The organism is Burkholderia stagnalis, assembly GCF_902830275.1.
Taxonomy (GTDB): Bacteria; Pseudomonadota; Gammaproteobacteria; order Burkholderiales; family Burkholderiaceae; genus Burkholderia; species Burkholderia stagnalis.
Genome location: NZ_CADESW010000022.1, coordinates 112473 through 139127, shown reverse-complemented (window position 1 = coordinate 139127; position 26655 = coordinate 112473). Strand labels below are relative to the sequence as shown.

The 26655-nt window shown below is 68.4% G+C and carries 23 protein-coding genes; 11 read left to right on the top strand and 12 right to left on the bottom strand.

The annotated features are described in order from the left end of the window. Positions 1-251: paraquat-inducible protein A (locus tag HWY45_RS29710; protein ID WP_176118414.1), on the bottom strand; the 251-nt coding region annotated here is incomplete at its 3' end. 253 nt (positions 252-504) lie between these two features. On the opposite strand from HWY45_RS29710, the gene HWY45_RS29705 reads away from it, so the two are divergent. From HWY45_RS29705 to HWY45_RS29690, 4 genes are all read left to right on the top strand, one after another. Further along, positions 505-1062, top strand: a complete 558-nt coding sequence (locus HWY45_RS29705) for a cytochrome b (RefSeq protein ID WP_059565218.1) — start codon at positions 505-507, stop codon at positions 1060-1062. 8 nt (positions 1063-1070) lie between these two features. Next, positions 1071-1631: a YceI family protein gene (locus tag HWY45_RS29700; protein WP_059882672.1), complete on the top strand. Its 561-nt coding sequence runs from the start codon at positions 1071-1073 to the stop codon at positions 1629-1631. A 63-nt stretch (positions 1632-1694) separates the two neighbouring features. Next, on the top strand, positions 1695-2273 hold the full coding sequence (locus HWY45_RS29695) for a YceI family protein (protein ID WP_059802555.1): 579 nt from the start codon (positions 1695-1697) through the stop codon (positions 2271-2273). Between the two features lie 178 nt (positions 2274-2451). After that, positions 2452-3729, top strand: a complete 1278-nt coding sequence (locus HWY45_RS29690; RefSeq protein WP_059882573.1) for an MFS transporter — start codon at positions 2452-2454, stop codon at positions 3727-3729. Positions 3730-3807: 78 nt separating this feature from the next. On the opposite strand, the gene secF is transcribed toward HWY45_RS29690, so the two are convergent. From secF to queA, 5 genes are all read right to left on the bottom strand, one after another. Further along, the gene (gene secF, locus HWY45_RS29685) at positions 3808-4758 is read right to left on the bottom strand and encodes a protein translocase subunit SecF (protein WP_059882575.1); all 951 of its coding nucleotides are present in this window, start codon (positions 4756-4758) and stop codon (positions 3808-3810) included. Between the two features lie 15 nt (positions 4759-4773). Continuing rightward, the gene (gene secD, locus HWY45_RS29680; RefSeq protein WP_059565222.1) at positions 4774-6807 is read right to left on the bottom strand and encodes a protein translocase subunit SecD; all 2034 of its coding nucleotides are present in this window, start codon (positions 6805-6807) and stop codon (positions 4774-4776) included. A gap of 109 nt (positions 6808-6916) precedes the next feature. Then, on the bottom strand, positions 6917-7243 hold the full coding sequence (gene yajC / locus HWY45_RS29675) for a preprotein translocase subunit YajC (protein WP_010091397.1): 327 nt from the start codon (positions 7241-7243) through the stop codon (positions 6917-6919). A 223-nt stretch (positions 7244-7466) separates the two neighbouring features. After that, positions 7467-8648 (bottom strand): tRNA guanosine(34) transglycosylase Tgt, encoded by a 1182-nt coding sequence (gene tgt / locus HWY45_RS29670; protein ID WP_059802597.1) that lies wholly within the window; start codon positions 8646-8648, stop codon positions 7467-7469. A 168-nt stretch (positions 8649-8816) separates the two neighbouring features. Next, positions 8817-9884, bottom strand: coding sequence for a tRNA preQ1(34) S-adenosylmethionine ribosyltransferase-isomerase QueA (gene queA / locus HWY45_RS29665; RefSeq protein ID WP_059882577.1), 1068 nt, complete (start codon positions 9882-9884; stop codon positions 8817-8819). A 166-nt stretch (positions 9885-10050) separates the two neighbouring features. Here queA and recG point away from each other — a divergent pair, with 166 nt between their 5' ends. The 5 genes from recG to ubiA all read left to right on the top strand — a co-directional run bounded on the left by recG (position 10051) and on the right by ubiA (position 17313). Further along, the gene (recG, locus tag HWY45_RS29660; protein WP_059882580.1) at positions 10051-12372 is read left to right on the top strand and encodes an ATP-dependent DNA helicase RecG; all 2322 of its coding nucleotides are present in this window, start codon (positions 10051-10053) and stop codon (positions 12370-12372) included. 128 nt (positions 12373-12500) lie between these two features. Beyond that, positions 12501-13460, top strand: coding sequence for a LysR substrate-binding domain-containing protein (locus HWY45_RS29655; RefSeq protein ID WP_059565225.1), 960 nt, complete (start codon positions 12501-12503; stop codon positions 13458-13460). 425 nt (positions 13461-13885) lie between these two features. Beyond that, positions 13886-16075, top strand: coding sequence for a catalase/peroxidase HPI (gene katG / locus HWY45_RS29650; protein WP_059882582.1), 2190 nt, complete (start codon positions 13886-13888; stop codon positions 16073-16075). Positions 16076-16179: 104 nt separating this feature from the next. Then, positions 16180-16344 carry a hypothetical protein gene (locus HWY45_RS29645; protein WP_167361361.1) on the top strand — a complete coding sequence of 55 codons (165 nt, stop codon included), beginning with the start codon at positions 16180-16182 and terminating at the stop codon, positions 16342-16344. A gap of 105 nt (positions 16345-16449) precedes the next feature. Continuing rightward, on the top strand, positions 16450-17313 hold the full coding sequence (gene ubiA, locus HWY45_RS29640) for a 4-hydroxybenzoate octaprenyltransferase (protein WP_059565227.1): 864 nt from the start codon (positions 16450-16452) through the stop codon (positions 17311-17313). A gap of 94 nt (positions 17314-17407) precedes the next feature. On the opposite strand, the gene proC is transcribed toward ubiA, so the two are convergent. From proC to HWY45_RS29610, 6 genes are all read right to left on the bottom strand, one after another. After that, positions 17408-18220, bottom strand: coding sequence for a pyrroline-5-carboxylate reductase (proC, locus tag HWY45_RS29635; protein WP_059882584.1), 813 nt, complete (start codon positions 18218-18220; stop codon positions 17408-17410). 22 nt (positions 18221-18242) lie between these two features. After that, complete coding sequence (locus HWY45_RS29630) at positions 18243-18941, bottom strand: YggS family pyridoxal phosphate-dependent enzyme (protein ID WP_059565474.1); 699 nt, start codon at positions 18939-18941, stop codon at positions 18243-18245. Between the two features lie 101 nt (positions 18942-19042). Beyond that, positions 19043-20269 carry a glycolate oxidase subunit GlcF gene (gene glcF, locus HWY45_RS29625; protein WP_059565229.1) on the bottom strand — a complete coding sequence of 409 codons (1227 nt, stop codon included), beginning with the start codon at positions 20267-20269 and terminating at the stop codon, positions 19043-19045. A 7-nt stretch (positions 20270-20276) separates the two neighbouring features. Then, positions 20277-21365 carry a glycolate oxidase subunit GlcE gene (glcE, locus tag HWY45_RS29620; protein WP_059882586.1) on the bottom strand — a complete coding sequence of 363 codons (1089 nt, stop codon included), beginning with the start codon at positions 21363-21365 and terminating at the stop codon, positions 20277-20279. Between the two features lie 132 nt (positions 21366-21497). Further along, entirely contained in the window at positions 21498-22988 is a 1491-nt protein-coding gene (locus HWY45_RS29615; protein ID WP_059565231.1) for an FAD-linked oxidase C-terminal domain-containing protein, read from the bottom strand. Between the two features lie 16 nt (positions 22989-23004). Next, positions 23005-24414 (bottom strand): FAD-binding oxidoreductase, encoded by a 1410-nt coding sequence (locus HWY45_RS29610; RefSeq protein WP_059565232.1) that lies wholly within the window; start codon positions 24412-24414, stop codon positions 23005-23007. Between the two features lie 270 nt (positions 24415-24684). Between HWY45_RS29610 and HWY45_RS29605 the strand changes: the two genes are divergently transcribed. Together HWY45_RS29605 and hmpA are read left to right on the top strand one after the other, a co-directional pair. Further along, positions 24685-25236, top strand: coding sequence for a cob(I)yrinic acid a,c-diamide adenosyltransferase (locus tag HWY45_RS29605; protein ID WP_059882588.1), 552 nt, complete (start codon positions 24685-24687; stop codon positions 25234-25236). A gap of 118 nt (positions 25237-25354) precedes the next feature. Next, complete coding sequence (gene hmpA / locus HWY45_RS29600; protein WP_059882590.1) at positions 25355-26563, top strand: NO-inducible flavohemoprotein; 1209 nt, start codon at positions 25355-25357, stop codon at positions 26561-26563. The last annotated feature ends 92 nt before the right edge of the window (positions 26564-26655 follow it).

The window sequence follows — 26655 nt, the reverse complement described above, 5'->3', positions numbered from 1 at the left end:
ATCGCGCCGAACAGCGTGGTCTGCACGCGGTTGCCGTTCACGTCCATCTCGAGGATCGGGAACGCCTGCGCGATCATGAACGTGATCAGCGCCGCGAGCGTGAGGGCGCAGATCCGGTCGAGCTGGGCCGAGCTGCTGCGGTAGAGCACCGCGTCGCAGCGCGGGCAGTGCGCGACGTCACGGCCGCCAAGGCGCGGTTTGTGCAACAGTGCGTCGCACTCGTGACAGGCAATCAGGTCGTGTCGTTGCATGAGGAAAGCAGTTGCGCGACGGCGGGAAATCGCGTCGGCGGGGCCGGAACCCGCGCCAATCTTACCAAAACGCCATTTTGGCCGTGTCAATCCCCCGGTCGGGTGTGACCGGCCGGTAACGTCATGCGCGGGGCCATCCCGGCGGCGGCGTCCGTGCTCAGAGTCCGCGCACGACAAAAGGTTGCGGTAGCATGGCGCCCTTGGCTTTCGTCGGACGCATGCCGGCGCGGCCTTTCGCTGAACTGAGGAACCCATGGGATCGAATTCGCTGCGGGCCGCGCCGTCCCGCTACACGCATACGGCGATCGCGCTGCACTGGCTGATCGCGCTCCTGATCGTCGGCGGCTTCGCGCTCGGCTGGGTGATGACCGACATCCCGGGCTTCACGCCGACGAAGCTCAAGTATTTCTCGTGGCACAAGTGGATCGGCGTGACCGTGTTCGCGCTTGCGATCCTGCGCGTGCTGTGGCGCGCGACCCACATGCCGCCGCCGCCGCCCGCGATGCCCGTGCTGCAGCGGCTCGGCGCGCATGGCGTGCACTTCCTGCTGTACGTGCTGATGCTGGTGATTCCGGTGACGGGCTACCTGTACAGCTCGGCGGCGAACATTCCGGTGGTGTACCTCGGCATCGTGCCGCTGCCGACCCTGATCGGCCCCGATCCGGTGCTCAAGGAAACCTTCAAGACGATCCACGTCTATTTGAATTACATTCTGCTTGCACTCGTCGCGCTGCACGTGCTCGCGGTGGTCAAGCACCAGCTGTTCGACCGTGACGGCCTGCTGTCGCGGATGCTCCCTTTTGCCAAATGAAGGATCCCATGAAAGTGTCTTTCTCCCGCTCCATGCTGGCCGCGCTCGCCGCGGTGTCGTTTGCCGCGTCGGGCGCGGCGCATGCCGACGTCGACCTGGCGAAAAGCAAGGTATCCGCCGTGTCGAAGCAGATGAACGTGCCGACCGAAGGCGTGTTCAAGAAGTTCGCGGCGCAGGTGAAGTTCGATCCGGCCAAGGCCGCGCAGGGCAGCGCGCAGGTGACCATCGACATCGCCAGCTACGATCTCGGCGACAAGATGTACAACGACCAGGTCGCCGGCAAGGACTGGTTCGACGCGAAGGCGTATCCGCAGGCGACCTTCGTGTCGTCGGCGATCGCGCCCGCGGGCGGCAACAAGTACAACGTGACGGGCAAGCTGACGATCAAGGGCAAGGCCGAGACGATCACGGTGCCGGTCACGGTCACGCAGAGCGGCGCGACGCAGACCTTCGACGGCGTGCTGCCGATCAAGCGGTCCGCGTACAACATCGGCACCGGCGAATGGAAGGACACGTCGGTCGTCGCTGATGAGGTGCAAATCAAGTTTCACATCGTATCCGCGAAGTAAGCGGGAGAGTGTCGTGCAAACCGATGCCGCGCTCCTGCGCGGCGACGTTCCAAGGAGATTGAATTGAACAAGCATCTGATGATCGCGGCGGGTGCGCTCGCCGCTTCGCTGTCGTTTTCCGCGTTCGCCGATGTGGCGACCTACCAGTTCGACCCGTCCCACACGTATCCGAGCTTCGAGGCCGACCACTTCGGCGGCCTGTCGGTCTGGCGCGGCAAGTTCGACAAGTCGAAGGGCTCGGTCACGCTCGATCGCGCGGCGAAGACCGGCACGGTCGACGTGACGACCGACGTCGGCTCGATCAGCACGGGCAGCACGAAGCTCGACGAGCACCTGCAGACGGCCGAGTTCTTCGACGCGGCGAAGTTCCCGCAAGCGAGCTACAAGGGCAAGATCAAGTTCGACGGCGACAAGCCGGTCGAAGTGGTCGGCAACCTGACGCTGCACGGCGTCACCAAGCCGCTGACGCTGAAGATCGACTCGTTCAAGTGCATGCCGCACCCGATGCTCAAGCGTGAAGTGTGCGGCGTCGATGCGGTCGGCGAATTCAGCCGCGACGATTTCGGCCTCGACTACGGCAAGCAGTACGGCTTCAAGATGACGACCAAGCTGCTGATCACGGCCGAAGCGGTCAAGCAGTAAGGCCTCGGTCGCGCAGGGCGGGCAGCATGCCCGCCCGCCGCACGAACCGCCGCGTTCCCGCTGGGGGCGCGGCGGTTTTTTTGTTGCCCGCGGCGCGCCTATAATCGCCCGAGCGTCGACGGTGGCGCAGGCCGCGCGGCCGTGCGAACGCGAACGAACAACAACCGGGAGATTGCCCATGCATGCCGTCACGTCGCCTCGTTCCATCGTTTCGTCGCCGCGCGTGTGGCGCGCGGTCGTTGCCGCGTCGATCGGCAATGCGCTCGAGTGGTTCGACCTCGTCGTCTACGGCTTCTTCGCGGTGACGATCTCGAAGCTGTTCTTCCCGGCCGGCAACGACACGGTGTCGCTGCTGCTCACGCTCGGCACGTTCGGCGTGTCGTTCTTCATGCGCCCGCTCGGCGCGATCGTGCTCGGCGCCTATGCGGACCGCGCGGGCCGCAAGGCGGCGCTGACGCTGTCGATCCTGCTGATGATGGCCGGCACGCTCGTGATCGCGGTGCTGCCGACCTACGCGACGATCGGCATCGCCGCGCCGCTGATCCTCGTCGCGGCCCGGCTGGTGCAGGGCTTCTCGGCGGGCGGCGAATTCGGCAGCGCGACCGCGTTCCTCGCCGAGCACGTGCCGGGCCGGCGCGGTTTCTTCGCGAGCTGGCAGATCGCGAGCCAGGGGCTGACGACGCTGCTCGCCGCGGCGTTCGGCACCGTGCTGAACGCGCAGCTCACGGCCGCGCAGATGGCCGCGTGGGGCTGGCGAATCCCGTTCTTCTTCGGCCTGCTGCTCGGCCCCGTCGCGTACTACATCCGCGCGAAGGTCGACGAGACGCCCGAGTTCCTCGCCGCGCGCACCACCGACAGCCCGCTGCGCGACACGTTCACATCGCACAAGGCGCGCCTCGTCGCGTCGATCGGCGTGGTCGTGCTCGGCACCGTCACGACCTACCTCGTGCTGTTCATGCCGACCTACGGCGTGAAGGAGCTGGGCCTGTCGCCGTCGGCCGCGTTCGCGGCGATTCTCGTGGTGGGCGTGATCCAGATGGGGTTCGCGCCGCTCGTCGGCCACTGGTCGGACCGTTATGGGCGCGTGCGCGTGATGGTCGCGCCGGCGCTCGGCATCCTCGTGCTGATCTATCCGGCGTTCGCGTACCTGGTCGCGCATCCGGGCTTCGGCACGCTGATCGCGATGCAGGTGGTGTTCGCGTTCCTGATGACCGGCTATTTCGCGGCGCTGCCGGGGCTGCTGTCCGAGATGTTTCCGGTGCAGACGCGCACGACGGGGATGTCGCTCGCGTATAACGTCGGGGTGACGATCTTCGGCGGCTTCGGGCCGTTCATCATCGCGTGGCTGATCCGCGCGACCGGCATGAAGACCGCGCCGAGCTTCTATCTGATGTTCGCGGCGGTGCTGAGCCTTGCCGCGCTGGCGGTGCTGCGCAAGCGGTTCGGGGTCCGCTGACGCGGGGGAGGGCACGGACAAACAAAAAGGCCGGTTCGTTCGAACCGGCCTTTTCCGTTTGCCGAAGCGGCGACGCGCTTACACCTGCGCGCCGGCGTTCGGATCGTCCGGATCGTGCGCGAGCTTCTTGTCCTTGATCAGGTCTTCGCGCTTGATGCCGAGCCACATCGCGAGCGAGCCGGCGACGAACACCGACGAATAGATGCCGAACAAGATGCCGACCGTCAGCGCGAGCGCGAAGTAGTGCAGCGTCGGGCCGCCGAAGAAGAACATCGACAGCACCATCATTTCGGTCGACGTGTGCGTGATGATCGTGCGCGACATCGTGGTCGTGATCGCGTGGTTGATCACTTCCTGAACGGTCATCTTGCGTTCGCGGCGGAACGTCTCGCGGATCCGGTCGAAGATGACGACCGACTCGTTCACCGAGTAGCCGAGCACCGCGAGAATCGCCGCGAGCACCGCGAGCGAGAACTCCCACTGGAAGAACGCGAAGAAGCCGAGAATGATCACGACGTCGTGCAGGTTCGCGATGATGCCGGCGACCGCGTACTTCCATTCGAAGCGGAACGACAGGTAGATCACGATGCCGATCACCACGCACGCGAGCGCGAGCAGGCCGTCGGTCGCGAGCTCCCGGCCGACCTGCGGGCCGACGAACTCGACGCGCTGCAGCGTCACGTCCGGGCTCTGCGCCTTCAGCGCGGCCATCACCTGGTCGCTCTGCTGCGCGGACGTGAGCCCTTCCTTGAGCTGCAGGCGGATCAGCACGTTGCGCGACGTGCCGAAGTTCTGCACCTGCGCGTCGGCATAGCCGAGCTTGCCGAGCGTCGCGCGCACGGGCTCGAGCTGCGCGGCCTGCTGATACTGCACCTCGACCACCGTGCCGCCCGTGAACTCGACGGACAGATGCAGCCCGCGATGGAGCAGGAAGAACACGGCAGCGAGGAACGTCACCAGCGAGATCACGTTGAAAATCAACGCGTGCCGCATGAACGGGATGTCTTTACGGATGCGGAAAAATTCCATGGTCGTCTCCGGGGCTTATTGGGGCGAGCCCGGTTTTTTCGGCGACGGCGACACCCGCTGCTGCGCGCGGTTGCGCAGTTGCGGCTTGCCGGCGCGCGGCGCGTTGCTCTTCGCGGGCGCGGCGAGCTTCGCGGCGCGCGCGGTGTCGGTCGATTCGTCCGCGGCGGCGAACGATGCCGCGCCGGCCGCGGCGGCGCCTTCCGGACGCCACACCTGGCCGATCGCGAGCGACTTCAGCTTCTTGCGGCCGCCGTACCAGAGGTTGACGAGCCCGCGCGAGAAGAACACCGCGGAGAACATCGACGTCAGGATGCCGATACAGTGCACGATCGCGAACGCGCGCACCGGGCCCGAGCCGAACGCGAGCAGCGCGAGGCCGGCGATCAGCGTCGTGACGTTCGAATCGAGAATCGTCGCCCACGCATGCGCGTAGCCGGCCTGGATCGCGACCTGCGGCGGCTGGCCTGCGCGCAGTTCCTCGCGCACGCGTTCGTTGATCAGCACGTTCGAGTCGATCGCCATGCCGAGCGCGAGCGCGATGGCGGCGATGCCGGGCAGCGTCAGCGTCGCCTGCATCAGCGACAGCACGGCGACGAGCAGCAGCAGGTTCACCGACAGGCCGATCACCGAGATCATGCCGAACAGCATGTAGTACGCGATCATGAACACGGCGATCGCGCAGAAGCCCCAGATCACCGAGTGGATGCCCATCTTGATGTTGTCGGCGCCGAGGCTCGGGCCGATCGTGCGCTCCTCGATGATGTCCATCGGCGCCGCGAGCGAGCCGGCGCGCAGCAGCAGCGCGAGGTCGGCCGCGGCCTGCGGGGTCGGCTGGCCGGTGATCTGGAAGCGGTCGCCGAGCTCCGACTGGATCGTCGCGACCGTCAGCACCTCGCCCTTGCCCTTCTCGAACAGCACCATCGCCATCGGCTTGCCGATGTTCTCGCGCGACACCGCGCGCACCGAACGGCCGCCGGCCGAGTCGAGACGGATGTTGACCGACGGGCGCTGGTGCTCGTCGAAGCCGGCCGACGCGTCGATGATGCGGTCGCCGGTGAAGATCACGTCCTTCTTCAGCAGCACGGGCGCCTGGTTGCCCTGCGTGAACAGTTCCTCGCCCGGCGGCACCGGATCGTTCGGATTCGGGTGCGTGTTGAGCGGATCGGCGAGGCGCGCCTCGAGCGTTGCGGTGCGGCCGATGATGTCCTTCGCCTTCGCGGTGTCCTGCACGCCCGGCAGCTCGACGACGATGCGGTCGCTGCCCTGCTGCTGCAGGATCGGCTCCGACACGCCGAGTTCGTTGACCCGGTTGTGGAGCGTCGTCAGGTTCTGCTTGAGCGCGGCATCTTCGACGGCCTTCTGCACGGCCGGGGTGAACGTGCCGACCACCTGCACGCCGCCGCCGCCGGGCTGGGTCGCCCATTGCAGTTCGGTGATCGACGTGGCGAGCAGCTTGCGCGCGTCGTCGGCGACTTGCGGATCGCTGAAGTTGACGACGACGGACTGGTCGACGCGGCTCACGCCGCCGTCGCGGATGTTCTTGTCACGCAGCAGCGTGCGGGCGTCGGACGCGTCGGAATCGAGCTTCTTCGTCAGCGCGCCGGTCATGTCGACCTGCAGCAGGAAGTGGACACCGCCGCGCAGGTCGAGGCCGAGATACATCGGCAGCGCGTGCAGCGCGGTCAGCCAGCGCGGCGACGCGCTCTGCAGGTTCAGCGCGACGACGTACTGCGGATCGTTCGGATCGGCGTTCAGCGCCTTCTGCAGGAGGTCCTTGACGCGCAGCTGCGTATCGGTGTCCTTCAGGCGCACGCGGATGTTCGCGTTGGCGGCCGTGTTCTCGAAGGTGACATCGTCCGGCTTGACCTGGGCGGTCGCGAGCGCGGCTTCGACCTGGCTCAGCGTCGCCGAGTCGAGCTTGACCGTGGCCTTGCCGCTCGACACCTGCACCGCCGGCGCTTCGCCGAAGAAATTGGGCAATGTGTACAGAAAGCCGATGGCGAGCGCCACGACCATCACGACATATTTCCAGAGTGGGTAACGATTCATGAGGGGGGCCGAACGGGGTAGTTGGCTTGAAAGCGTCGCGTCCGGCGCCGCGCGGGGGCCCGCAACTCGGGCGGGCGCGGCGCGGGGAGCCGGACGCTCGGGGAAGGGCTTACAGCGACTTGATCGTGCCCTTCGGCAGAATGGTCGTGACGGCGGCCTTCTGCACGGTGATTTCGGTGCCTTCGGCGATCTCGACGCCGATGTAGGCTTCCGACACCTTCGTCACCTTGCCGACGAGCCCGCCGCTGGTGACCACTTCGTCGCCCTTGGCCATCGCCGAGAGCATGTTGCGGTGCTCCTTCTGCCGCTTCATCTGCGGACGGATCATGATGAAGTAGAGCACGGCAAACATCAGGATGAGCGGCAGGAAGCTCATCAGGCTCGATTCGGCGCCACCCGCGGCACCTTGCGCGAAGGCATTGGAAATGAACGGCACGTTGGTCTCTCCGTAGGGGAAGATCGAAAATTAAGCCGGTTATTCTACCACCGGCCCCAAGCCGCGACGGCGTGGCAAATGCGCTTTGGGATCAAGCTGTTAAAGCGGAATTCGGCGCCATTGCGGCTTGCTAAGAAAGGCAATTGTAATGTTTGGTGGTCGGGATCGATAGCTTTCCGGGCCTTTTTAGTACTTGTCTCAGCCCGTGGACCGTGCGGGCCCGTCAGTCGACCCCTCTCGCGCGGTCCTCCGCGAAGCGCTGGCGGAACGCGTCGAACGTATGGGTCTCGATCGCGTCGCGGATCTCGCTCATCAGCTGCAGGTAGTAGTGCAGGTTGTGGATCGTGTTGAGCTGCGCGCCGAGGATCTCGCCGACGCGGTGCAGGTGATGCAGGTAGCCGCGCGAGAAGTTCTGGCACGTGTAGCACGTGCAGCTCGGGTCGAGCGGCTTCAGCGAATTCTTGTGCGTCGCGTTGCGGATCTTCACGTCGCCGAAACGGGTGAACAGCCAGCCGTTGCGCGCGTTGCGGGTCGGCATCACGCAGTCGAACATGTCGATGCCGTTGGCGACGCCCGCGACGAGATCCTCCGGCGTGCCGACGCCCATCAGGTAGTGCGGCTTGTGCGCCGGCAGCTTCGGGCCGACGTGCTGCAGCACGCGCATCATGTCTTCCTTCGGCTCGCCCACCGACAGCCCGCCGATCGCGAGGCCGTGGAAGTCGAGCTCCGCGAGGCCCGCGAGCGATTCGTCGCGCAGGTCCTCGAACATCCCGCCCTGGACGATCCCGAACAGCGCGTTCGGGTTGCCGAGCCGGTCGAACTCGTCGAGCGAGCGCTTCGCCCAGCGCAGCGACATCCGCATCGAGTCGGCCGCTTCCTTGTGCGTGGTCGGCACGCCGTTGGTCGCGTACGGCGTGCATTCGTCGAACTGCATCACGATGTCCGAGTTCAGCACCTTCTGGATCTGCATCGACACTTCCGGCGACAGGAACAGCTTGTCGCCGTTGATCGGCGACGCGAACGTGACGCCGTCCTCGGTGATCTTGCGCAGGTCGCCGAGCGAGAACACCTGGAAGCCGCCCGAATCGGTCAGGATCGGCTTGTTCCAGCCCATGAAGCCGTGCAGGCCGCCATGCGCGTCGATCGTGTCGAGGCCCGGGCGCAGCCACAGGTGGAACGTGTTGCCGAGGATGATCTGGGCCTTGATCTCGTGCAGCTCGCGCGGCTGGATCGCCTTCACGGTGCCGTAGGTGCCGACCGGCATGAAGATCGGCGTCTCGACCACGCCGTGGTTGAGCGTCACGCGGCCGCGGCGCGCGTGGCCGTCGGTCGTCAGCAGGTCGAATTTCAGGCCGTTGTGCGGGCGGAGGTGGGCGTGCGTATCGTGGGATGAACCTTCGGTCATCGCGTTGTTCTCCTTGCCACCGGAAATGCTTTGCATGGGACCAGAGTAGTCGCTAAAGCGCCAACTCTGGATCGCAAGTCCGGCGCATGTTGAAGACGACGCCGGCGGGCCGGCGGCGGGGAAGATCGGGTGGGCGCTATCGTAGCCTGCGGCGGGCGTGCGCGGCGTTTATTCGCCGGGCGCCTGCGGCGCGTCGCGCCGCGTGAGCAGCATCGCGTCGCCGTAGCTGAAGAAGCGGTAGCGCTGCTCGATCGCGTGCCGGTACGCGGCGCGGATCGTGTCGACGCCCGCGAACGCGGACACCAGCATCAGCAGCGTCGACTTCGGCAGGTGGAAGTTCGTCACGAGCCGGTCGACCACGCGAAACGCGTAGCCGGGCGTGATGAAGATGTCGGTCTCGGCCTGCGTCGCGGCGAGCGGGCGGCCCGCGGTGGCGGCGTCGCGCGCCGCGGCCTCGAGCGCGCGCATCGACGTCGTGCCGACCGCGATCACGTTGCCGCCGCGCGCGCGGGTCGCGGCGATCTTGTCGACGAGCGACTGCGGCAGTTCGTACCACTCGCTGTGCATCTTGTGTTCGGCGATGTTCTCGACGCGCACCGGCTGGAACGTGCCCGCGCCGACGTGCAGCGTCAGCGTCGCGCGCTCGACGCCCATCGCGTCGAGCTTCGCGAGCAGCGGCGCGTCGAAGTGCAGGCCGGCCGTCGGCGCGGCGACCGCGCCCGGGTTGCGCGCGTAGACGGTCTGGTAGCGGGTTTCGTCGGTCGCGTCCGGATCGTGCTCGATGTAAGGCGGCAGCGGCAGGCGGCCGTACTGCTCGATCAGGTTCAGGCACGGCGCCGGGAAATGCAGCGTGAAGAACGGCTCGACGCGCTCGCCGACCGTCACGTCGAATGCGTCGGCGAGCGTCAGCGTCGTGCCGGGGCCCGGCGACTTGCTCGCGCGGATCTGCGCGAGCGCGGTGTGGGTGCCCGTCACGCGCTCGATCAGCACCTCGATCCTGCCGCCGCTCGCCTTGTGGCCGAAAAAGCGCGCCTTCAGCACCTTGGTGTCGTTGAACACGAGCAGGTCGCCGGCCGAGATGCACGACGGTAGCTCGGTGAAATGGCGGTCGACGAGGCGCGCGGGCGCGGCCGTGTTGTCGACCTCGAGCAGGCGGCTCGCGGTGCGGTCGGGCAGCGCGGTTTGCGCGATCAGCTCGGGCGGCAGATTGAAATCGAAATCGGAAAGCGTGAACATGCGGGCTGGTTCGAAACGGCCGGCGGGCGCCGCCAGCAAGGCGGAAACGCATAAATGGGGCGCGCGAGCCGCTATGATGGCGGGATGCGCGGCCTGGCCGGCGTCGTTCGTTGGACGACGTGAAAGCCGCTATTGTACTTGCCTTGCGAAGCACCCAGACGATCCGATGCCTGTGTCCCCACGCCGTTCCGCCACCGCCGTTGCCGATTCCGCCGACCCGTTCGACGCGGAGGACGCCGCACCGCCCGCGCCACCTGCGCAATCCGCGGGGCAGCGGCGGGCCGGCCCGCGGCGCGGCGCCGACGGGCGGCTCGCGCAGCCGGCCGCCGCCGCGCCCGGCGTGACGGACGGCGCCACGGATGAGGCGTCCGACGCAGCCGGCGCCACCGCCGCGAAGCGCAAGAAAAAGGCCGCCGCCGACAAGCCCGTGAAGACCGCCGACAAGCTCGCGAAGCTCGGCCTTACGCGCTCGATCGATCTCGTGCTGCACCTGCCGATGCGCTACGAGGACGAAACCACGCTCACGCCGATCGGCGAGCTGCTGCCCGGCGGCGTCTCGCAGGCGGAAGGCGTCGTGTTCGACAACGAAGTCGCGTACCGGCCGCGCCGCCAGCTCGTCGTGAAGATCCAGGACGACGACGGCGAGCAGCTGGTGCTGCGCTTCCTGAATTTCTACGGCTCGCAGGTCAAGCAGATGGCCGTCGGCCAGCGGCTGCGCGTGCGCGGCGACGTGCGCGGCGGCTTCTTCGGGATGGAGATGGTGCATCCCGCGGTGCGCGTCGTCGAAGCCGATGCGCCGCTGCCGCAGGTGCTCACGCCCGTCTACCCGAGCACGGCCGGCGTGTCGCAGGCATACCTGCGCAAGGCGATCGAGAACGCGGTCGAGCGCACGCCGCTGCCCGAGCTGCTGCCGCCCGAGATCGACCGCGCGTACCTGCGCCCGCTCGGCGTGCCGTCGCTGGCCGACGCCGTGCGCATCCTGCACCACCCGGGCGTCGATTCCGACGAAGCCGCGCTGATGGACGGCTCGCACCCCGCGTGGACCCGCATCAAGTTCGACGAGCTGCTCGCGCAGCAGCTGTCGCTGAAGCGCGCGCACGAGGAGCGCCGCACGCGCTCGGCGCCCGCGATGCCGCGCCGCGCCGCGAACGACGCCGGCGCGCTGGCGACGCGCCTGTACGCGGCGCTGCCGTTCACGCTGACCGGCGCGCAGGCGCGCGTCGTCGACGAGATCGCGCACGACCTGACGCTGCCGCACCCGATGCAGCGGCTGCTGCAGGGCGACGTCGGCAGCGGCAAGACCGTCGTCGCGGCGCTCGCGGCCGCGCAGGCGATCGACGCCGGCTACCAGGCCGCGCTGATGGCGCCGACCGAGATCCTCGCCGAACAGCACGCGCGCAAGCTGCGCGGCTGGCTCGAGCCGCTCGGCGTGTCGGTTGCGTGGCTGGCCGGCAGCCTGAAGGCGAAGGAGAAGCGCGCGGCGATCGAGGCGGCCGCGCTCGGCACCGCGCAGCTCGTGATCGGCACGCACGCGATCATCCAGGATGCGGTCGAGTTCGCGCGGCTCGGCCTCGTGATCGTCGACGAGCAGCACCGCTTCGGCGTCGAGCAGCGCCTCGCGCTGCGCGCGAAGGCCGCCAACGCGGCGGACGGCGCGCAGGGCTTCCAGCCGCATCAGCTGATGATGTCGGCCACGCCGATCCCGCGCACGCTCGCGATGACCTACTACGCGGATCTCGAGGTATCGACGATCGACGAGCTGCCGCCCGGCCGCACGCCGATCATGACGCGCCTCGTCGGCGACGCGCGGCGCGACGAGGTGATCGGGCGGGTGCGCGAGGCCGCGCTGACGGGCCGCCAGGTGTACTGGGTGTGCCCGCTGATCGAGGAGAGCGAGACGCTGCAGCTGCAGACGGCCGTCGAGACCTACGAGACGCTCGTCGCCGCGCTGCCCGAGCTGAAGGTCGGGCTCGTGCACGGGCGGCTGTCGCCGGCCGACAAGGCGGCGGTGATGGACGCGTTCACGCGCAACGAAGTGCAGCTGCTCGTCGCGACGACCGTGATCGAGGTCGGCGTCGACGTGCCGAACGCGTCGCTGATGGTGATCGACCACGCGGAGCGCTTCGGCCTCGCGCAGCTGCACCAGCTGCGCGGGCGGGTGGGACGCGGCACCGCGGCGTCGGTGTGCGTGCTGCTGTACAGCGGGCCGCTGTCGATCGCCGGCCGCGCGCGGCTGAAGACGATGCGCGAGACCACCGACGGCTTCGAGATCGCACGGCGCGATCTCGAAATCCGCGGCCCCGGCGAATTCCTCGGCGCGCGCCAGTCGGGCGCGGCGATGCTGCGCTTCGCGAACCTCGAGACGGACGGCTGGCTGATCGATCCGGCGCGCGAGGCGGCGGCGCGGCTGATCGCCGGGTATCCGGACGTCGTCACGCAGCATCTCGCGCGCTGGCTCGGCGCGCGTGAGCAGTACCTGAAAGCATGAGATTCCCTGATTAGGGGTCGGATTTAAAAGCGCGAAATCGTGCGCCAGGATGCGGAGAAACTTGGCGAACCGGTGTCATAGGGTGTATAAATTAAACCTATCGCATGTATCCATTTGATTGACCTGCAATGACACTGACTGAACTGAAATACATCGTCGCAGTCGCGCGCGAGCGGCATTTCGGCCGCGCGGCCGAAGCGTGCTTCGTGAGCCAGCCGACGCTGTCGGTGGCGATCAAGAAGCTGGAAGACGAGCTCAACGTGCAGATCTTCGAGCGCGGCGCGAGCGAGGTGAGCGTCACGCCGATCGGCGACCAGATCGTCACGCAGGCCCAGCGCGTGCTCGAGCAGACCTTCGCGATCAAGGAGATCGCGAAGCAGGGCAAGGATCCGCTCGTCGGCCCGTTCCGCCTTGGCGTGATCTACACGATCGGGCCGTACCTGCTGCCGACGCTCGTGAAGCAGATGATCCAGCGCGTTCCGCAGATGCCGTTGATGCTGCAGGAGAACTACACGCTGAAGCTGCTCGAACTGCTGAAGCAGGGCGAGATCGACGCGGCGATCATGGCGCTGCCGTTCCCGGAAACCGGCCTGATGGTGCGGCCGCTGTACGACGAGCCGTTCGTCGTCGCGCTGCCGGCCGGCCATCCGTGGGAAAAGCGCCACCAGATCGACGCGGAGGACCTGAAGCAGGAAACCATGCTGCTGCTCGGCAACGGGCATTGCTTCCGCGACCACGTGCTCGGCGTGTGCCCGGAGCTGATGCGCTTCTCGCAGACGGCCGACGGCATCCAGAAGACCTTCGAGGGCTCGTCGCTCGAGACGATCCGCCACATGGTCGCGAGCGGCGTCGGCATCACCGTGCTGCCGCGCATGTCGGTGGCCGAGGTCGGCCCGCGCGCGAACGGCCCGGACGCCGAGCTGCTGTCGTACGTGCCGTTCAACGACCCGGTGCCCGACCGCCGCGTCGTGCTCGTATGGCGCAAGAGCTTCACGCGGATGCCCGCGATCGACGCGATCAGCGAGGCGATCACCGCGTGCGAGTTGCCGGGCGTCGCGAAGCTCGACATGCCGGCGACGATGAACTGACCGGGCGCGACCGGTCGTCGCAGTGAACGGGCGGGGCCTTGCAGCCCCGCTTATTTTTGCCTATCGTATAGATAAATTTTATTAAATTAAATAAATCGATAGATTTGCATAGAATCCACTGCATGGATCGTGCGGGGCCGCCACGCTGGCCTGCACGATCAATGCAAGCGTCAAAGGAGGATGTCATGATGCGTTCAGCCATGCAGCATGCGCAGCGGAACATCGCGCCGCGCGCAAGAGCGGCGATCCGGAGCCTGCGCCCGATTGCGTTCGCGTACCTGGCGGACCGGGTGTACGGCGGCTGAGCCGACATCAAGCAGTACGACGGGGCAGGTTTCCCGTTTTTACCCCCGCAGTGCCCATCCGCGGCGATGCACGGCTTCCGGGCCGGGCTGGTGGATGCAATCGATCATAGGAGAAAACGCATGTCGACCGAAACGAAGTGCCCGTTCCATCAAGCCGCGGCTGGCGGCGGCACGACGAACAAGGACTGGTGGCCGAATCAGCTGAACCTGAACATCCTGCACCGGCACTCGTCGCTGTCCGATCCGATGGATCCGGATTTCAACTATGCCGAGGCGTTCAAGAAGCTCGACCTGGCGGCGGTGAAGCGGGATCTCCACGCGCTGATGACCACGTCGCAGGACTGGTGGCCGGCCGACTTCGGCCACTACGGCGGCCTGTTCATCCGCATGGCCTGGCACAGCGCCGGCACGTACCGCACGGCCGACGGCCGCGGCGGCGCGGGCGGCGGGCAGCAGCGCTTCGCGCCGCTCAACAGCTGGCCCGACAACGGCAACCTCGACAAGGCGCGCCGCCTGCTGTGGCCGATCAAGCAGAAATACGGCCGCAACATCTCGTGGGCCGACCTGATGATCCTGACCGGCAACGTCGCGCTCGAATCGATGGGCTTCAAGACCTTCGGCTTCGCCGGCGGCCGCCCCGACACCTGGGAACCGGACGATGTCTACTGGGGTTCGGAAAAGATCTGGCTGGAACTGAGCGGCGGCCCGAACAGCCGCTACTCGGGCGACCGCAAGCTCGACAACCCGCTCGCCGCCGTGCAGATGGGCCTGATCTACGTGAACCCGGAAGGCCCGGACGGCAACCCCGACCCGCTCGCCGCGGCGCGCGACATTCGCGACACGTTTGCGCGGATGGCGATGAACGACGAAGAGACGGTCGCGCTGATCGCCGGCGGCCACACGTTCGGCAAGACCCACGGCGCGGGCCCCGCGTCGAGCGTCGGCGCCGAGCCGGAAGCCGCGGGCATCGAGGAGCAGGGCCTCGGCTGGAAGAGCAGCTTCGGCACGGGCAAGGGCCGCGACGCGATCACGAGCGGCCTGGAAGTCACGTGGACCAGCACGCCGACGCAATGGAGCAACAACTTCTTCGAGAACCTGTTCGGCTATGAATGGGAGCTGACGAAGAGCCCGGCCGGCGCGCACCAGTGGGTCGCGAAGGGCGCCGACGCGGTAATTCCGGATGCCTACGACCCGTCGAAGAAGCACCTGCCGTCGATGCTGACCACGGACCTGTCGCTGCGCTTCGATCCCGCGTATGAAAAGATTTCGCGGCGCTTCTACGAGAACCCGGACCAGTTCGCCGACGCGTTCGCCCGTGCATGGTTCAAGCTCACGCACCGCGATATGGGCCCGCGCGCCCGCTATCTCGGCCCGGACGTGCCGAGCGAGGAACTGCTGTGGCAGGACCCGGTTCCGGCCGTCGACCACAAGCTGATCGACGAAGCCGACGCGGCCGCGCTGAAGGCGAAGATCCTCGCGACGGGGCTGTCGGTGTCGCAGCTCGTGTCGACCGCGTGGGCGTCGGCGTCCACCTTCCGGGGCTCCGACAAGCGCGGCGGCGCGAACGGTGCGCGCATTCGCCTCGCGCCGCAGAAGGACTGGGACGTGAACCAGCCGGCGCAGCTCGCGACGGTGCTGGAAACGCTCGAGGGTGTCCAGAAGGCGTTCAATGACGCGCAGTCGGGCGGCAAGAAGGTGTCGCTCGCCGACCTGATCGTGCTGGCCGGCGCCGCGGGCGTCGAGCAGGCCGCGAAGCAGGCCGGCGTGACGGTGACGGTGCCGTTCGCACCGGGCCGTACGGACGCGTCGCAGGCGCAGACCGACGTCGAGGCGATGGCCGTGCTCGAGCCGGTGGCGGACGGCTTCCGCAATTACCTGAAGGGCCAGTACACGGTGCCGGCCGAGGCGCTGCTGGTCGACAAGGCGCAGCTGCTGACGCTGAGCGCGCCGGAGCTGACGGCGCTGGTGGGCGGCCTGCGGGTGCTGGGCGCGAACGTCGGCGACAGCCGGCACGGTGTGTTCACGGATCGTCCGGGCACGCTGACCAACGACTTCTTCGTGAACCTGCTGGACATGGGCACGGAGTGGAAGCCGGTGTCGGCCGGGAACGACGTGTTCGAGGGGCGCGACCGCGCGACGGGCAAGGTGAAGTGGACCGGCACGCGCGTCGACCTGGTGTTCGGCTCGCACGCGCAGCTGCGCGCGCTGGCCGAGGTCTACGGCAGCACGGATGCGCAGGAGAAGTTCGTGCGCGACTTCGTCGCGGTGTGGAACAAGGTGATGAACCTCGACCGCTTCGACCTCGCGTGATCGCCGCACGCCGCCGCTGACGCGGCGGCCACGCACGGAACGGCCGGTCGCGCGACCGGCCGTTCCTGTCTGGCAGGCAGGTTTTGCTTGAAGGAGAGACGATCATGACGCAGATGATCCTGGACATGCGCGACGCGTTCGCGGCGCCCGTGAAGCGCGCACCGGCCGCGGTGCTGCGGCGGTTCGCCGGATTCGCGATCGTGGGCAGCGGCGCGGCCGTGCTGGTCGCGCAGGCGCTGCATGGCCTGGCCGCCGGCGCGGGCGGCTGAACGCGCGGGCCCGTCCGCGAAGCGGCGCCCGGCGCAAACCGCCTCGACATGACGCGAAGCGCTGCCCGGCTCTAAAATGCCGGGGTTATCCTCCCGGTGCTTTCCATGTTCGCCCGCTTTCCCCTGTACCTGCGGCTCGTCCGGATGGACAAGCCGATCGGCAGCCTGCTGCTGCTCTGGCCGACGCTCAACGCGCTGTGGATCGCGTCGGACGGCCGCCCGCGCTGGTCGCTGGTGGCGATCTTCGCGCTCGGCACGCTGCTGATGCGCTCGGCCGGCTGCGCGATGAACGATTATGCGGACCGCGACTTCGACCGCCACGTGAAGCGCACGGCCGACCGTCCGCTGACCTCCGGCAAGATCCAGGCGTGGGAAGCGATCGCGATCGCGCTCGGGCTGACGCTCGTCGCGTTCCTGCTGATCCTGCCGCTCAATACGCTGACGAAAGCGCTGTCGGTGGTCGCGGTGATCGTCGCGGGCACCTATCCGTTCATGAAGCGCTTCTTCGCGATTCCGCAGGCGTACCTGGGCATCGCGTTCGGCTTCGGCATCCCGATGGCGTTCGCGGCCGTGCAGGACACGGTGCCGATGCTCGCATGGATCATGCTGGTCGCGAACGTGTTCTGGTCGGTCGCCTATGACACCGAATACGCGATGGTCGACCGCGACGACGACATCAAGATCGGCATCCGCACGTCGGCGCTGACGTTCGGCCGCTTCGACGTCGCGGCGGTGATGGCCTGCTATGCGGCGACGCTCGGCATCTACGCGTGGATCGGCGCGACGCTCGGCTTCGGCCTCGTGTACTGGGCAGGGTGGGCGGCCGCGGCCGGCTGCGCGGTGTATCACTACACGCTGATCAAGGATCGCGAACGGATGCCGTGCTTTGCCGCGTTCCGGCACAACAACTGGCTCGGCGGCGTGCTGTTCGCCGGGATCGCCGCGCATTACGCGGTGGCCGGATTGTGAGGGCCGGCATCGCGGTGAGGGCGGTTTGCCCTTGCCGGAAATAGAAAAGCGGCCGGCTGGCCGCTTTTTTGTTGCGCGAACGGTTGGCGATCGCTTACGCGCGCCCGAGTTCGTCGCCCATTTCCTTCGCGCGCGCATCGGCCGCGAGCACGCCGCGCACGATCGCCTCCTTCACGCCCTGCGCATCGAACGACGCGAGCGCGGCGGCCGTCGTGCCGCCCTTCGACGTCACCCGCTCGCGCAGCACGCCGGCCGGCTCGCCGGATTGCGCGGCGAGCTGCGCGGCGCCCGTGAACGTCGCGACCGCGAGCGCGCGGCCCTGCTCGTCGTTCAGCCCGAGGCGGCGCGCCGCTTCCTGCAGCGCCTCGATGAAATAGAACACGTACGCGGGGCCGCTGCCCGAGATCGCGGTGACCGCGTCGAGCTGCGATTCGTCGTCGAACCAGACGATCTCGCCGACCGCGCCGAGCACGCCCGCTGCGAGTTCGCGGCCTGCCGCATCGACGCCCGGCAGCGCGGCGAGGCCCGTCACGCCCATGCCGACCAGCGCCGGCGTGTTCGGCATCGTGCGCACGACGCGCGCGTAATCGCCGAGCCAGCGCGCGAGGTCCGTGCCGCGGATGCCCGCCGCGATGCTGATCACGAGCTGGGTCTTCAGGTGCGGCGCGAGTGCCTGCGCGACGTCCTTCAGCACCTGCGGCTTGACCGCGAGCACGATCGCGTCGTATTCCGCGAGCGTCGCGTCGATGGCCGCGCCGGTGCGGATGCCGAATTGCTGCGCGGTGCGCGCGCGGGCGTCTTCGTTGACGTCGATCGCGTACAGGCCGCTCGCGGCGACGCCGCGCTTGACGAGGCCGCCGATCAGTGCCGCGGCCATGTTGCCGCCGCCGATGAATGCAATCTTCATGATGTCGGAAATGAGAAGTGGATCAATGGGAATAGTCGCGCGCGCCGAAGATCGCGGTGCCGACCCGCACGATCGTCGCGCCTTCGAGCACGGCCGCGTCGAGATCGGCGGACATGCCCATCGACAACGTGTCGAGCGGCAGCCCGCCAGCGCGCAGCGTATCGAACAGCGCGCGCAGCGCGCGATGCGGCGCGCGTTGCGCGTCGGCGTCGTCGGCCGGTTCGGGAATCGCCATCAGGCCGCGCAGCCGCAGCGACGGCAACGCGGCCACCGCGCGCGCGACGTCGGCCACGTCGGCCGGCGCGACGCCGCTCTTGGACGCCTCGCCGCTGATGTTGACCTGCACGCACACGTTCAGCGGCGGCAGGTGCGCGGGGCGCTGCTCGGCGAGCCGCTGCGCGATCTTCAGCCGGTCGACCGAATGGACCCAGTCGAAACGCTCGGCGACGGCGCGCGTCTTGTTCGATTGCAGCGGCCCGATGAAATGCCATTCGAGTTCGGCGCGCAGGTCGGCGAGCGTGTCGATCTTGTCGATCGATTCCTGCACGTAGTTTTCGCCGAATGCGCGCTGGCCGGCCGCATGCGCGGCGCGCACCGCATCGGCGGGGAACGTCTTCGACACGGCGAGCAGCGTGACGGAAGCGGGGTCGCGGCCGGCCGCGCGGGCGGCGTCGGCGATGCGGTGGTGGACGGAATCGAGGCGGGCGGCGAGATCGGACATGACGGGCACGAAAGCAGGCACGGGAGCGGTGGCGCCGCCGGCACGCGGCGCTTCGTTGCGCTCCATTATACGGACGCGATGCGCCCGGCCGTGCGGCGGGTTCAACCGTACAGCAGGTGCTCGACGAGCTGGACCCAGTGCGCGACCGGTATCTGCGTGCCGCTCTGCAGGTGCGCGATGCAGCCGACGTTCGCGGAGACGATCATCTGCGGCTCGAGCGCCTGCAGCTTCGCGAGCTTCTGCTTGCGCAGCTTGTACGACAGCGACGGCTGCGTCAGCGAGTAGGTGCCGGCCGAGCCGCAGCACAGGTGGCTGTCGGCGGGCAGGCGCACGTCGATGCCGAGCGTCTCGAGCAGCCGCTCGACCTTGCCGCGCGACTGCTGGCCGTGCTGCAGCGTGCACGGCGGATGGTAGGCGACCGTGTGGATCGCGCGGCGCCGCGCGAGCGTCGCGAGCTCGGCCTCGAACGCGAGCAGCACGTCGGACACGTCGCGCGTCAGCGTGACGATGCGCTGCGCCTTTTCCGCGTAGGCCGGGTCGTCGCGCAGCAGGTGCGCGTATTCGAGCACCGTCGCGCCGCAGCCGGACGCGTTCATCACGATCGCCTCGATGCCCTGCTCGACGTACGGCCACCACGCGTCGATGTTGCGGCGCGCGTCGTCGAGTGCTTCGTCGTGATAGTTCAGGTGCAGCCGGATCGCGCCGCAGCAGCCGGCCTCGGGCGCGACGACGGTCTCGACGCCGAGCGCGTCGAGCACGCGCGCGGTGGCGATGTTGATGTTCGGCAGCATCGATGGCTGCACGCAGCCGGCCAGCATCAGCATCTTGCGGGGATGGGTGCGGTGCGGCCATTCGAGCAGCCGGGTGCGCGGCGGCACCTTGTCGCGCAGGCGCTTCGGCAGCAGCGGCCGCACGTGCTGGCCGAGCCGCATCACCGGCGAGAACAGCGCGCTGTTCGGCACGAAGCTCGCGAGCGCGCGGCGCACGAGCCGCTGCGACACGGGGCGCCGCACCTGCGCCTCGACGTGCTTGCGGCCGATCTCGACGAGCCGGCCGTACTCGACGCCCGACGGGCAGGTGGTCTCGCAGCTGCGGCAGGTGAGGCAGCGGTCGAGATGCTGCTGCGTGCTGCGCGTCACCGGCGCGCCTTCGACCATCTGCTTGATCAGGTAGATGCGGCCGCGCGGGCCGTCGAGCTCGTCGCCGAGCAGCTGGTAGGTCGGGCACGTCGCGGTGCAAAACCCGCAGTGCACGCACTTGCGCAGGATCGCGTCGGCTTCGTCGCCGTCGGGCGTATTGCGGATGAAATCGGCGAGGTTCGTCTGCATCGAGCTCTCAGAGATCAGGATAGAGCCGACCGCGGTTGAAGATGCGCGCCGGATCGAACGCCGCCTTCAGCCCGCGGTGGATTTTCATCAGCGGCGCGGGGAGCGGCGTGAATACGCCGGCGCTGCGGTCGTACGATTCGCCCGCGCGAAACAGCGTCGCATGGCCGCCCGCCTGTTTCGCGCTCATGCGCACGGTTTGCGCATCGGCGTCGGTGATCCACCAGCGCTGCGCGCCGCCCCATTCCATCAGCTGGGTGCCCGGCAGGTGCATCGGCTCGGTGATGCTCGGCAGCGACAGGCGCCACAGCGCGAAGCCCGGCGGAATGCCGTTGAAGAACGGATCGGTGTGCTCGCGCAGGCCGGCCCAGAAGCGCTCCGCCTCGACCGCGTCGACGACTTCGCCGCCGAGCAGCGTCTTCGCGGCCTTGACCGCGGCCTCCGCGCCCGACAGGCGCAGCACGAGCGTGCCGTTGCGCCACGCGCTCGCGCTGACGGGCAGCGGGTGGCCGCCCCATTCGTTGAGCTTGCGCACGGCGTCGGTCGCGCTCATCTCGAACTTCAGCGTGATCTCGGCGACCGGCACCGGCAGCACCTTGATCGACAGCTCGAGCATCAGCCCGAGCGTGCCGAGCGAGCCGGCCATCAGCCGCGACACGTCGTAGCCGGCCACGTTCTTCACGACCTGCCCGCCGAAGCGCAGCACCTCGCCGCGGCCGTTCATCAGCGCGACGCCCAGCACGAAATCGCGCGGCGCGCCGCACGTCGCGCGGCGCGGGCCCGCGAGGCCGGCGCCGATGCAGCCGCCGACGGTGGCCGCGCGGCCGAAGTGGGGGGGCTCGAACGGCAGCATCTGGCCGCGTTCGCCGAGGACGGTTTCGAGTTGCGTGAGCGGCGTGCCCGCGCGGACCGTGACGACGAGCTCGGCCGGGTCGTACGACACGATGCCGTGATACGCGCGCGTGTCGAGTACCTCGCCCTCGAGCGCCTGGCCGTACCAGTCCTTGGTGCCGCCGCCGCGAATCCGCAGCGGGCGGCCGTCGGCACTGGCGGCGCGAATGCGCTCGGCCCATCCGGCAACGATGTCGTCCTCTTCCATGATCGGTTGTTGTCCCGTGTCGTTGTCCGATCGATTGTACCGGGGCGGCGCGAATCCACATCGCGACTATCCCTAGGGTCTGTTTACCCCGGTTCACGGATGAAACGCGCCGCGTCCGCCGGGCGCGGCGGGTCAGAAGCGCGGCAGGTCGGGGTGCGGCAGCAGCGCGCCGCGCACGTGCTGGCGGCCGTATTCGGCGCAGCGCGCCCGCGTCGGAATGCCCTTGTCCGGATTGAGCAGCCCGGGCGGATCGAACGCGCGCTTGACCGCGAAGAACGCGTCGCGCTCCTGCGGCGAAAACTGCACGCACATCGAATTGAGCTTCTCGACGCCCACGCCGTGCTCGCCCGTCACCGTGCCGCCGAATTCCACGCAGCATTCGAGGATTTCCGCGCCGAACAGCTCGGCGCGGTGCAGCTCGTCCGGGTTGTTCGCGTTATAGAGGATCAGCGGATGCATGTTGCCGTCGCCCGCATGGAACACGTTGATGCAGCGCATCCCGTAGCGCAGCTCGAGCTGCTCGATGCGCGCGAGCAGCGGGCCGATCGCGCGGCGCGGCACGGTGCCGTCCATGCAGTAATAGTCGGGCGAAATCCGCCCGGCGGCCGGGAACGCGTTCTTGCGGCCGGACCAGAAGCGCAGCCGCTCGCTCTCGTTGCGCGACACCTGGATGCGCGTCGCGCCGTGCTCGCGCAGCACCGCGGTCATCCGCACGATTTCCTCGGCGACTTCCTCGGGCGTGCCGTCCGATTCGCACAGCAGGATCGCCTTCGCGTCGACGTCGTAGCCCGCATGCGTGAACGCCTCGACCGCCTGCGTCGCCGGCTTGTCCATCATCTCGAGGCCGGCGGGGATGATGCCCGACGCGATGATCGCCGCGACCGCCTCGCCGCCCTTGACCACGTCGTCGAAGCTCGCCATCACGAGCTGTGCCGTCTGCGGCTTCGGGATCAGCTTCACCGTGACCTCGGTGACGATCACGAACATCCCCTCGCTGCCGATCGTCACCGCGAGCAGGTCGAGGCCCGGCGTGTCGAGCGCGAGCGAGCCGAATTCGACGATCTCGCCGTCGATCGTCACCGCGCGCACGCGCATCACGTTGTGCACGGTCAGCCCGTACTTGAGGCAGTGCACGCCGCCCGAGTTTTCGGCGACGTTGCCGCCGATCGTGCAGGCGATCTGCGACGAAGGATCCGGCGCGTAGTACAGGCCGTACGGCGCGGCGGCCTCGGAAATCGCGAGATTGCGCACGCCGGGCTGCACGGTCGCCGTGCGCGCGTACGGGTCGACTTCGACGACGCGCGTGAAGCGCGCGAGCGACAGCACGACGCCGAGCGAGATCGGCAGCGCGCCGCCCGACAGGCTCGTGCCCGCGCCGCGCGGCACGATCGGCACCTCCATCCGGCGGCAGATCTGCACGATGCGCTGCACCTGCGATTCCGTCTCGGGCAGCGCGACCGCGAGCGGCAGGCGCCGGTACGCGGACAGGCCGTCGCACTCGTACGGCGCGGTGTCCTCCTCGCGATACAGCAGGCAATGCGTCGGCAGCACGGCCATCAGCGCCTGCACCACTTCGCGCTGGCGCTGCGCGCGCATCTCCGCCGACAGTTCGGGGGCGTTCATGAAGTCTCCTGCGTGGTCAGCACGTGAAGATCTTGCCGGGATTCATCAGGTTGCGCGGGTCGAGCGCGAGCTTGATCGCACGCATCGTGTCGATCGCGTCGTCGCCATGTTCCTGCGGCAGGAAGCGCATCTTGTGCAGGCCGACGCCGTGCTCGCCCGTGCAGGTGCCGCCCATCCGCAGCGCGCGCTCGACGATCCGTTCGTTGATGCGTTCCGCCTCGTCGAGTTCCTCCGGCTTGTCGGGATCGATCAGGATCGCGACGTGGAAATTGCCGTCGCCGACATGGCCGACGATCGGGCACGGCAGCGACGACGCGCGCAGGTCGGTTTCGGTTTCCTCGACGCACGCGGCGAGCTGCGAGATCGGCACGCAGACGTCGGTCGTCACCGCGCGGCAGCCCGGCTTCAGCTGCAGCATCGCGAAGAACGCGTTGTGGCGCGCGGCCCAGAGCCGGCTGCGATCCTCGGGCCGGGTCGCCCATTCGAAGCCCTGGCCGTGGTTTTCGCCGGCCAGCGCCTCGACCAGCTCTGCCTGCTCCTTCACGCCGGCTTCGGTGCCGTGGAATTCGAAGAACAGCGTCGGCGCCTCGGCGAGCGTCAGGTTCGAGTGGCGGTTGATCGAGCGGATCGCGAGCGAATCGACGAACTCGACGCGCGCGATCGGCACGCCGATCTGGATCGTCTCGATCACGGTGCGCACCGCGTCGCCCATCGACGGGAACGTGCAGATCGCGGCCGACACGGCTTCCGGCTGCGGATGCAGGCGCAGCGTGATCTCGGTGATCACGCCGAGCGTGCCTTCGGAGCCGACGAACAGCCGAGTGAGGTCGTAGCCGGCCGACGACTTGCGCGCGCGCGAGCCGGTCTTCACCGTGCGGCCGTCGGCGAGCACCGCGGTCAGGCCCAGCACGTTCTCGCGCATCGTCCCGTAGCGCACGGCGTTGGTGCCGGACGCGCGGGTCGCGGTCATGCCGCCGATGCTCGCGTCGGCGCCGGGATCGATCGGGAAGAACAGGCCGGTGTCGCGCAGCGCTTCGTTGAGCGCCTTGCGCGTGATGCCCGGTTCGACCGTCACGGTGAGGTCTTCCGCGTCGATCGACAGCACGCGGTTCATTTCGGACAGGTCGAGCGACACGCCGCCGCGCACCGCGAGCAGGTGACCTTCGAGCGACGAGCCTGCGCCGTACGGGATCAGCGGGACGCCATAGAGCGCGCAGAGCGACACGACCTGCCGGACGTCGTCGGCGCTGTGCGCAAACACGACCGCGTCGGGCAGCTGCGGGTCGAACGGCGATTCGTCGCGGCCGTGATGCGCGCGCACCGCCTCGGCCGTCGACACGCGCTCGCCGAAGGCGGCGCGCAGCGCATCGAGCAGGGCGGGGGGAAGCGGGCGGCGCGAGCTGGCCGGTGGGGCGGGGTGATTCACGCAAGTCTCCTTTGTCGACCCGGGGGGCGCGCGGCGCTGGCCCGGATCCCATGCAGGGCGGTGTCGGCCGGAGCCGATGCCGCAGCGGCTGCCGCCCCGGCTTCATCCAGCCCGAGCGGGCTGGCCGGCCTGTCGGGCGGGTGCCGCGGCGATGCGGTTTTGGGGTCATTCTACGCTGTAACACCAGCTGCGAGCCGTGCCGCGGGCTGCGATAATCGGCTTCCAGTGCAACCCCGGGCCGCGTCGCGGCCGATCGACAGAGGACTCCGCATGGGCAACCGCTTGAGCAAGATCGCCACGCGCACCGGCGACGATGGCACCACGGGCCTCGGCGACGGACGGCGCGTCGGCAAGGACGACGTGCGGATCGCCGCGATCGGCGACGTCGACGAACTGAATTCGACCCTCGGCGTGCTGCTCGCCGAGCCGCTGCCCGACGACGTGCGCGCGGCGCTCGTCACGATCCAGCACGACCTGTTCGACCTGGGCGGCGAGCTGTGCATCCCCGGCCACACGGTGATCGACGACACGCACCTCGCGCGCCTCGACCAGTGGCTCGCCGACTACAACGCAACACTGCCGCCGCTGAAGGAATTCATCCTGCCGGCCGGCTCGCGCGCGGCGTCGCTCGCGCACGTGAGCCGGACCGTGTGCCGCCGCGCGGAGCGCGCGATCGTCGCGCTGGGCCGCGTCGAGACGCTGCACGAGACACCGCGCCGGTACGTGAACCGGCTGTCCGACCTGCTGTTCGTGCTGGCCCGCGTGCTGAACCGCGCGGACGGCGGCACGGACGTGTTGTGGCAACGCGGCCGGGCGACGTGAGCGCCGCCTGGCGCCAGTTTTTGTAAGCCGACCCCTATCAAGGGACTGCGACAATTTGCCTGAGTCTGCCCGCGACTTTAAAAATGTATCTTATGAGCATGTTTAACGGAGAACGAGCATGACCCACATTACCGCCGACCAGATGGCCCGTGTGAAGGCCACCGCCCCCGTCCTCGCCGTGCATGGCGCGACGATCACGAAGCACTTCTATCAGCGCATGTTCGCGCGTCATCCGGAACTGAAGAACCTGTTCAACCAGACGCACCAGAAAACCGGCAGCCAGCCGGAAACGCTCGCGAAGGCGGTCTATGCGTACGCGGCGAACATCGACAATCTGGGCGCGCTCGGCGGTGCCGTGTCGCACATCGCGCACAAGCATGCGAGCCTGAACATCCGCCCCGAGCATTACCCGATCGTCGGCGAGAACCTGCTCGCGTCGATCGTCGAGGTGCTCGGCGACGCGGTCGACGTGGACACGCTCGAAGCGTGGCGCGTCGCATACGGCCAGCTCGCGCAGATCCTGATCGGCGCCGAGGCGGACCTGTATGCCGGCGCGGCATGGAGCGGTTTCCGGCCGTTCAGGGTGGCGCGCAAGGTGCGCGAGAGCGACGAGATCACGTCGTTCTACCTGACGCCGGCGGATGGCGGTGAAGCGGCGAAATTCGAGCCGGGCCAGTACGTGACGGTGAAGCGCTTCGTCGGCGACCTCGGGGTCGACCAGCCGCGCCAGTACAGCCTGTCCGATGCGCCGCACGGCAAGTGGCTGCGCATCTCGGTGAAGCGCGAGGCGGGCCAGCCGGAAGCGATCCCGGCGGGCAAGGTGTCGACGCTGATGCATGACGGCGTGGAGGAGGGCGCGATCGTCGAGGTGACCGCGCCGATGGGCGAGTTCTCGCTGAAGCGCGGCGTCGAGACGCCGGTCGTGCTGATTTCCGGCGGTGTCGGCCTCACGCCGATGGTGTCGATGGCGTCGACGCTGATTGCACAGGGCAGCAAGCGCGATGTGCGCTTCATCCACGCCTGCCGATCGGGGGCGGTGCACGCGTTCCGCGACTGGCTGAACGACGCCGTGCGCGAACACGCGAACGTCAAGCGGACGGTGCTGTACGAACTGGTCGGGCCGAACGACCGCGTGGGTGTCGACCACGACCTCGAAGGCCGGCTCGCGCCGGAGCGCGTGAAGCAATACGCGCTGGTGCCGGACGCCGACTATTACATCTGCGGCCCGGTCGGGTTCATGAAGGCGCAGCGCGATGCGCTGGTCGCACTGGGCGTCGCGCCCGAGCGCATCAATACCGAGATTTTCGGCTCGGGCGCGCTCGAGTGACGCGCTGACGCTTCGTCCCCAGGAACGGAAAAACCCGGCACGCGCCGGGTTTTTTCATCGATCGAGCCGAGGGGCGGGCGGCGCGCGCCGCC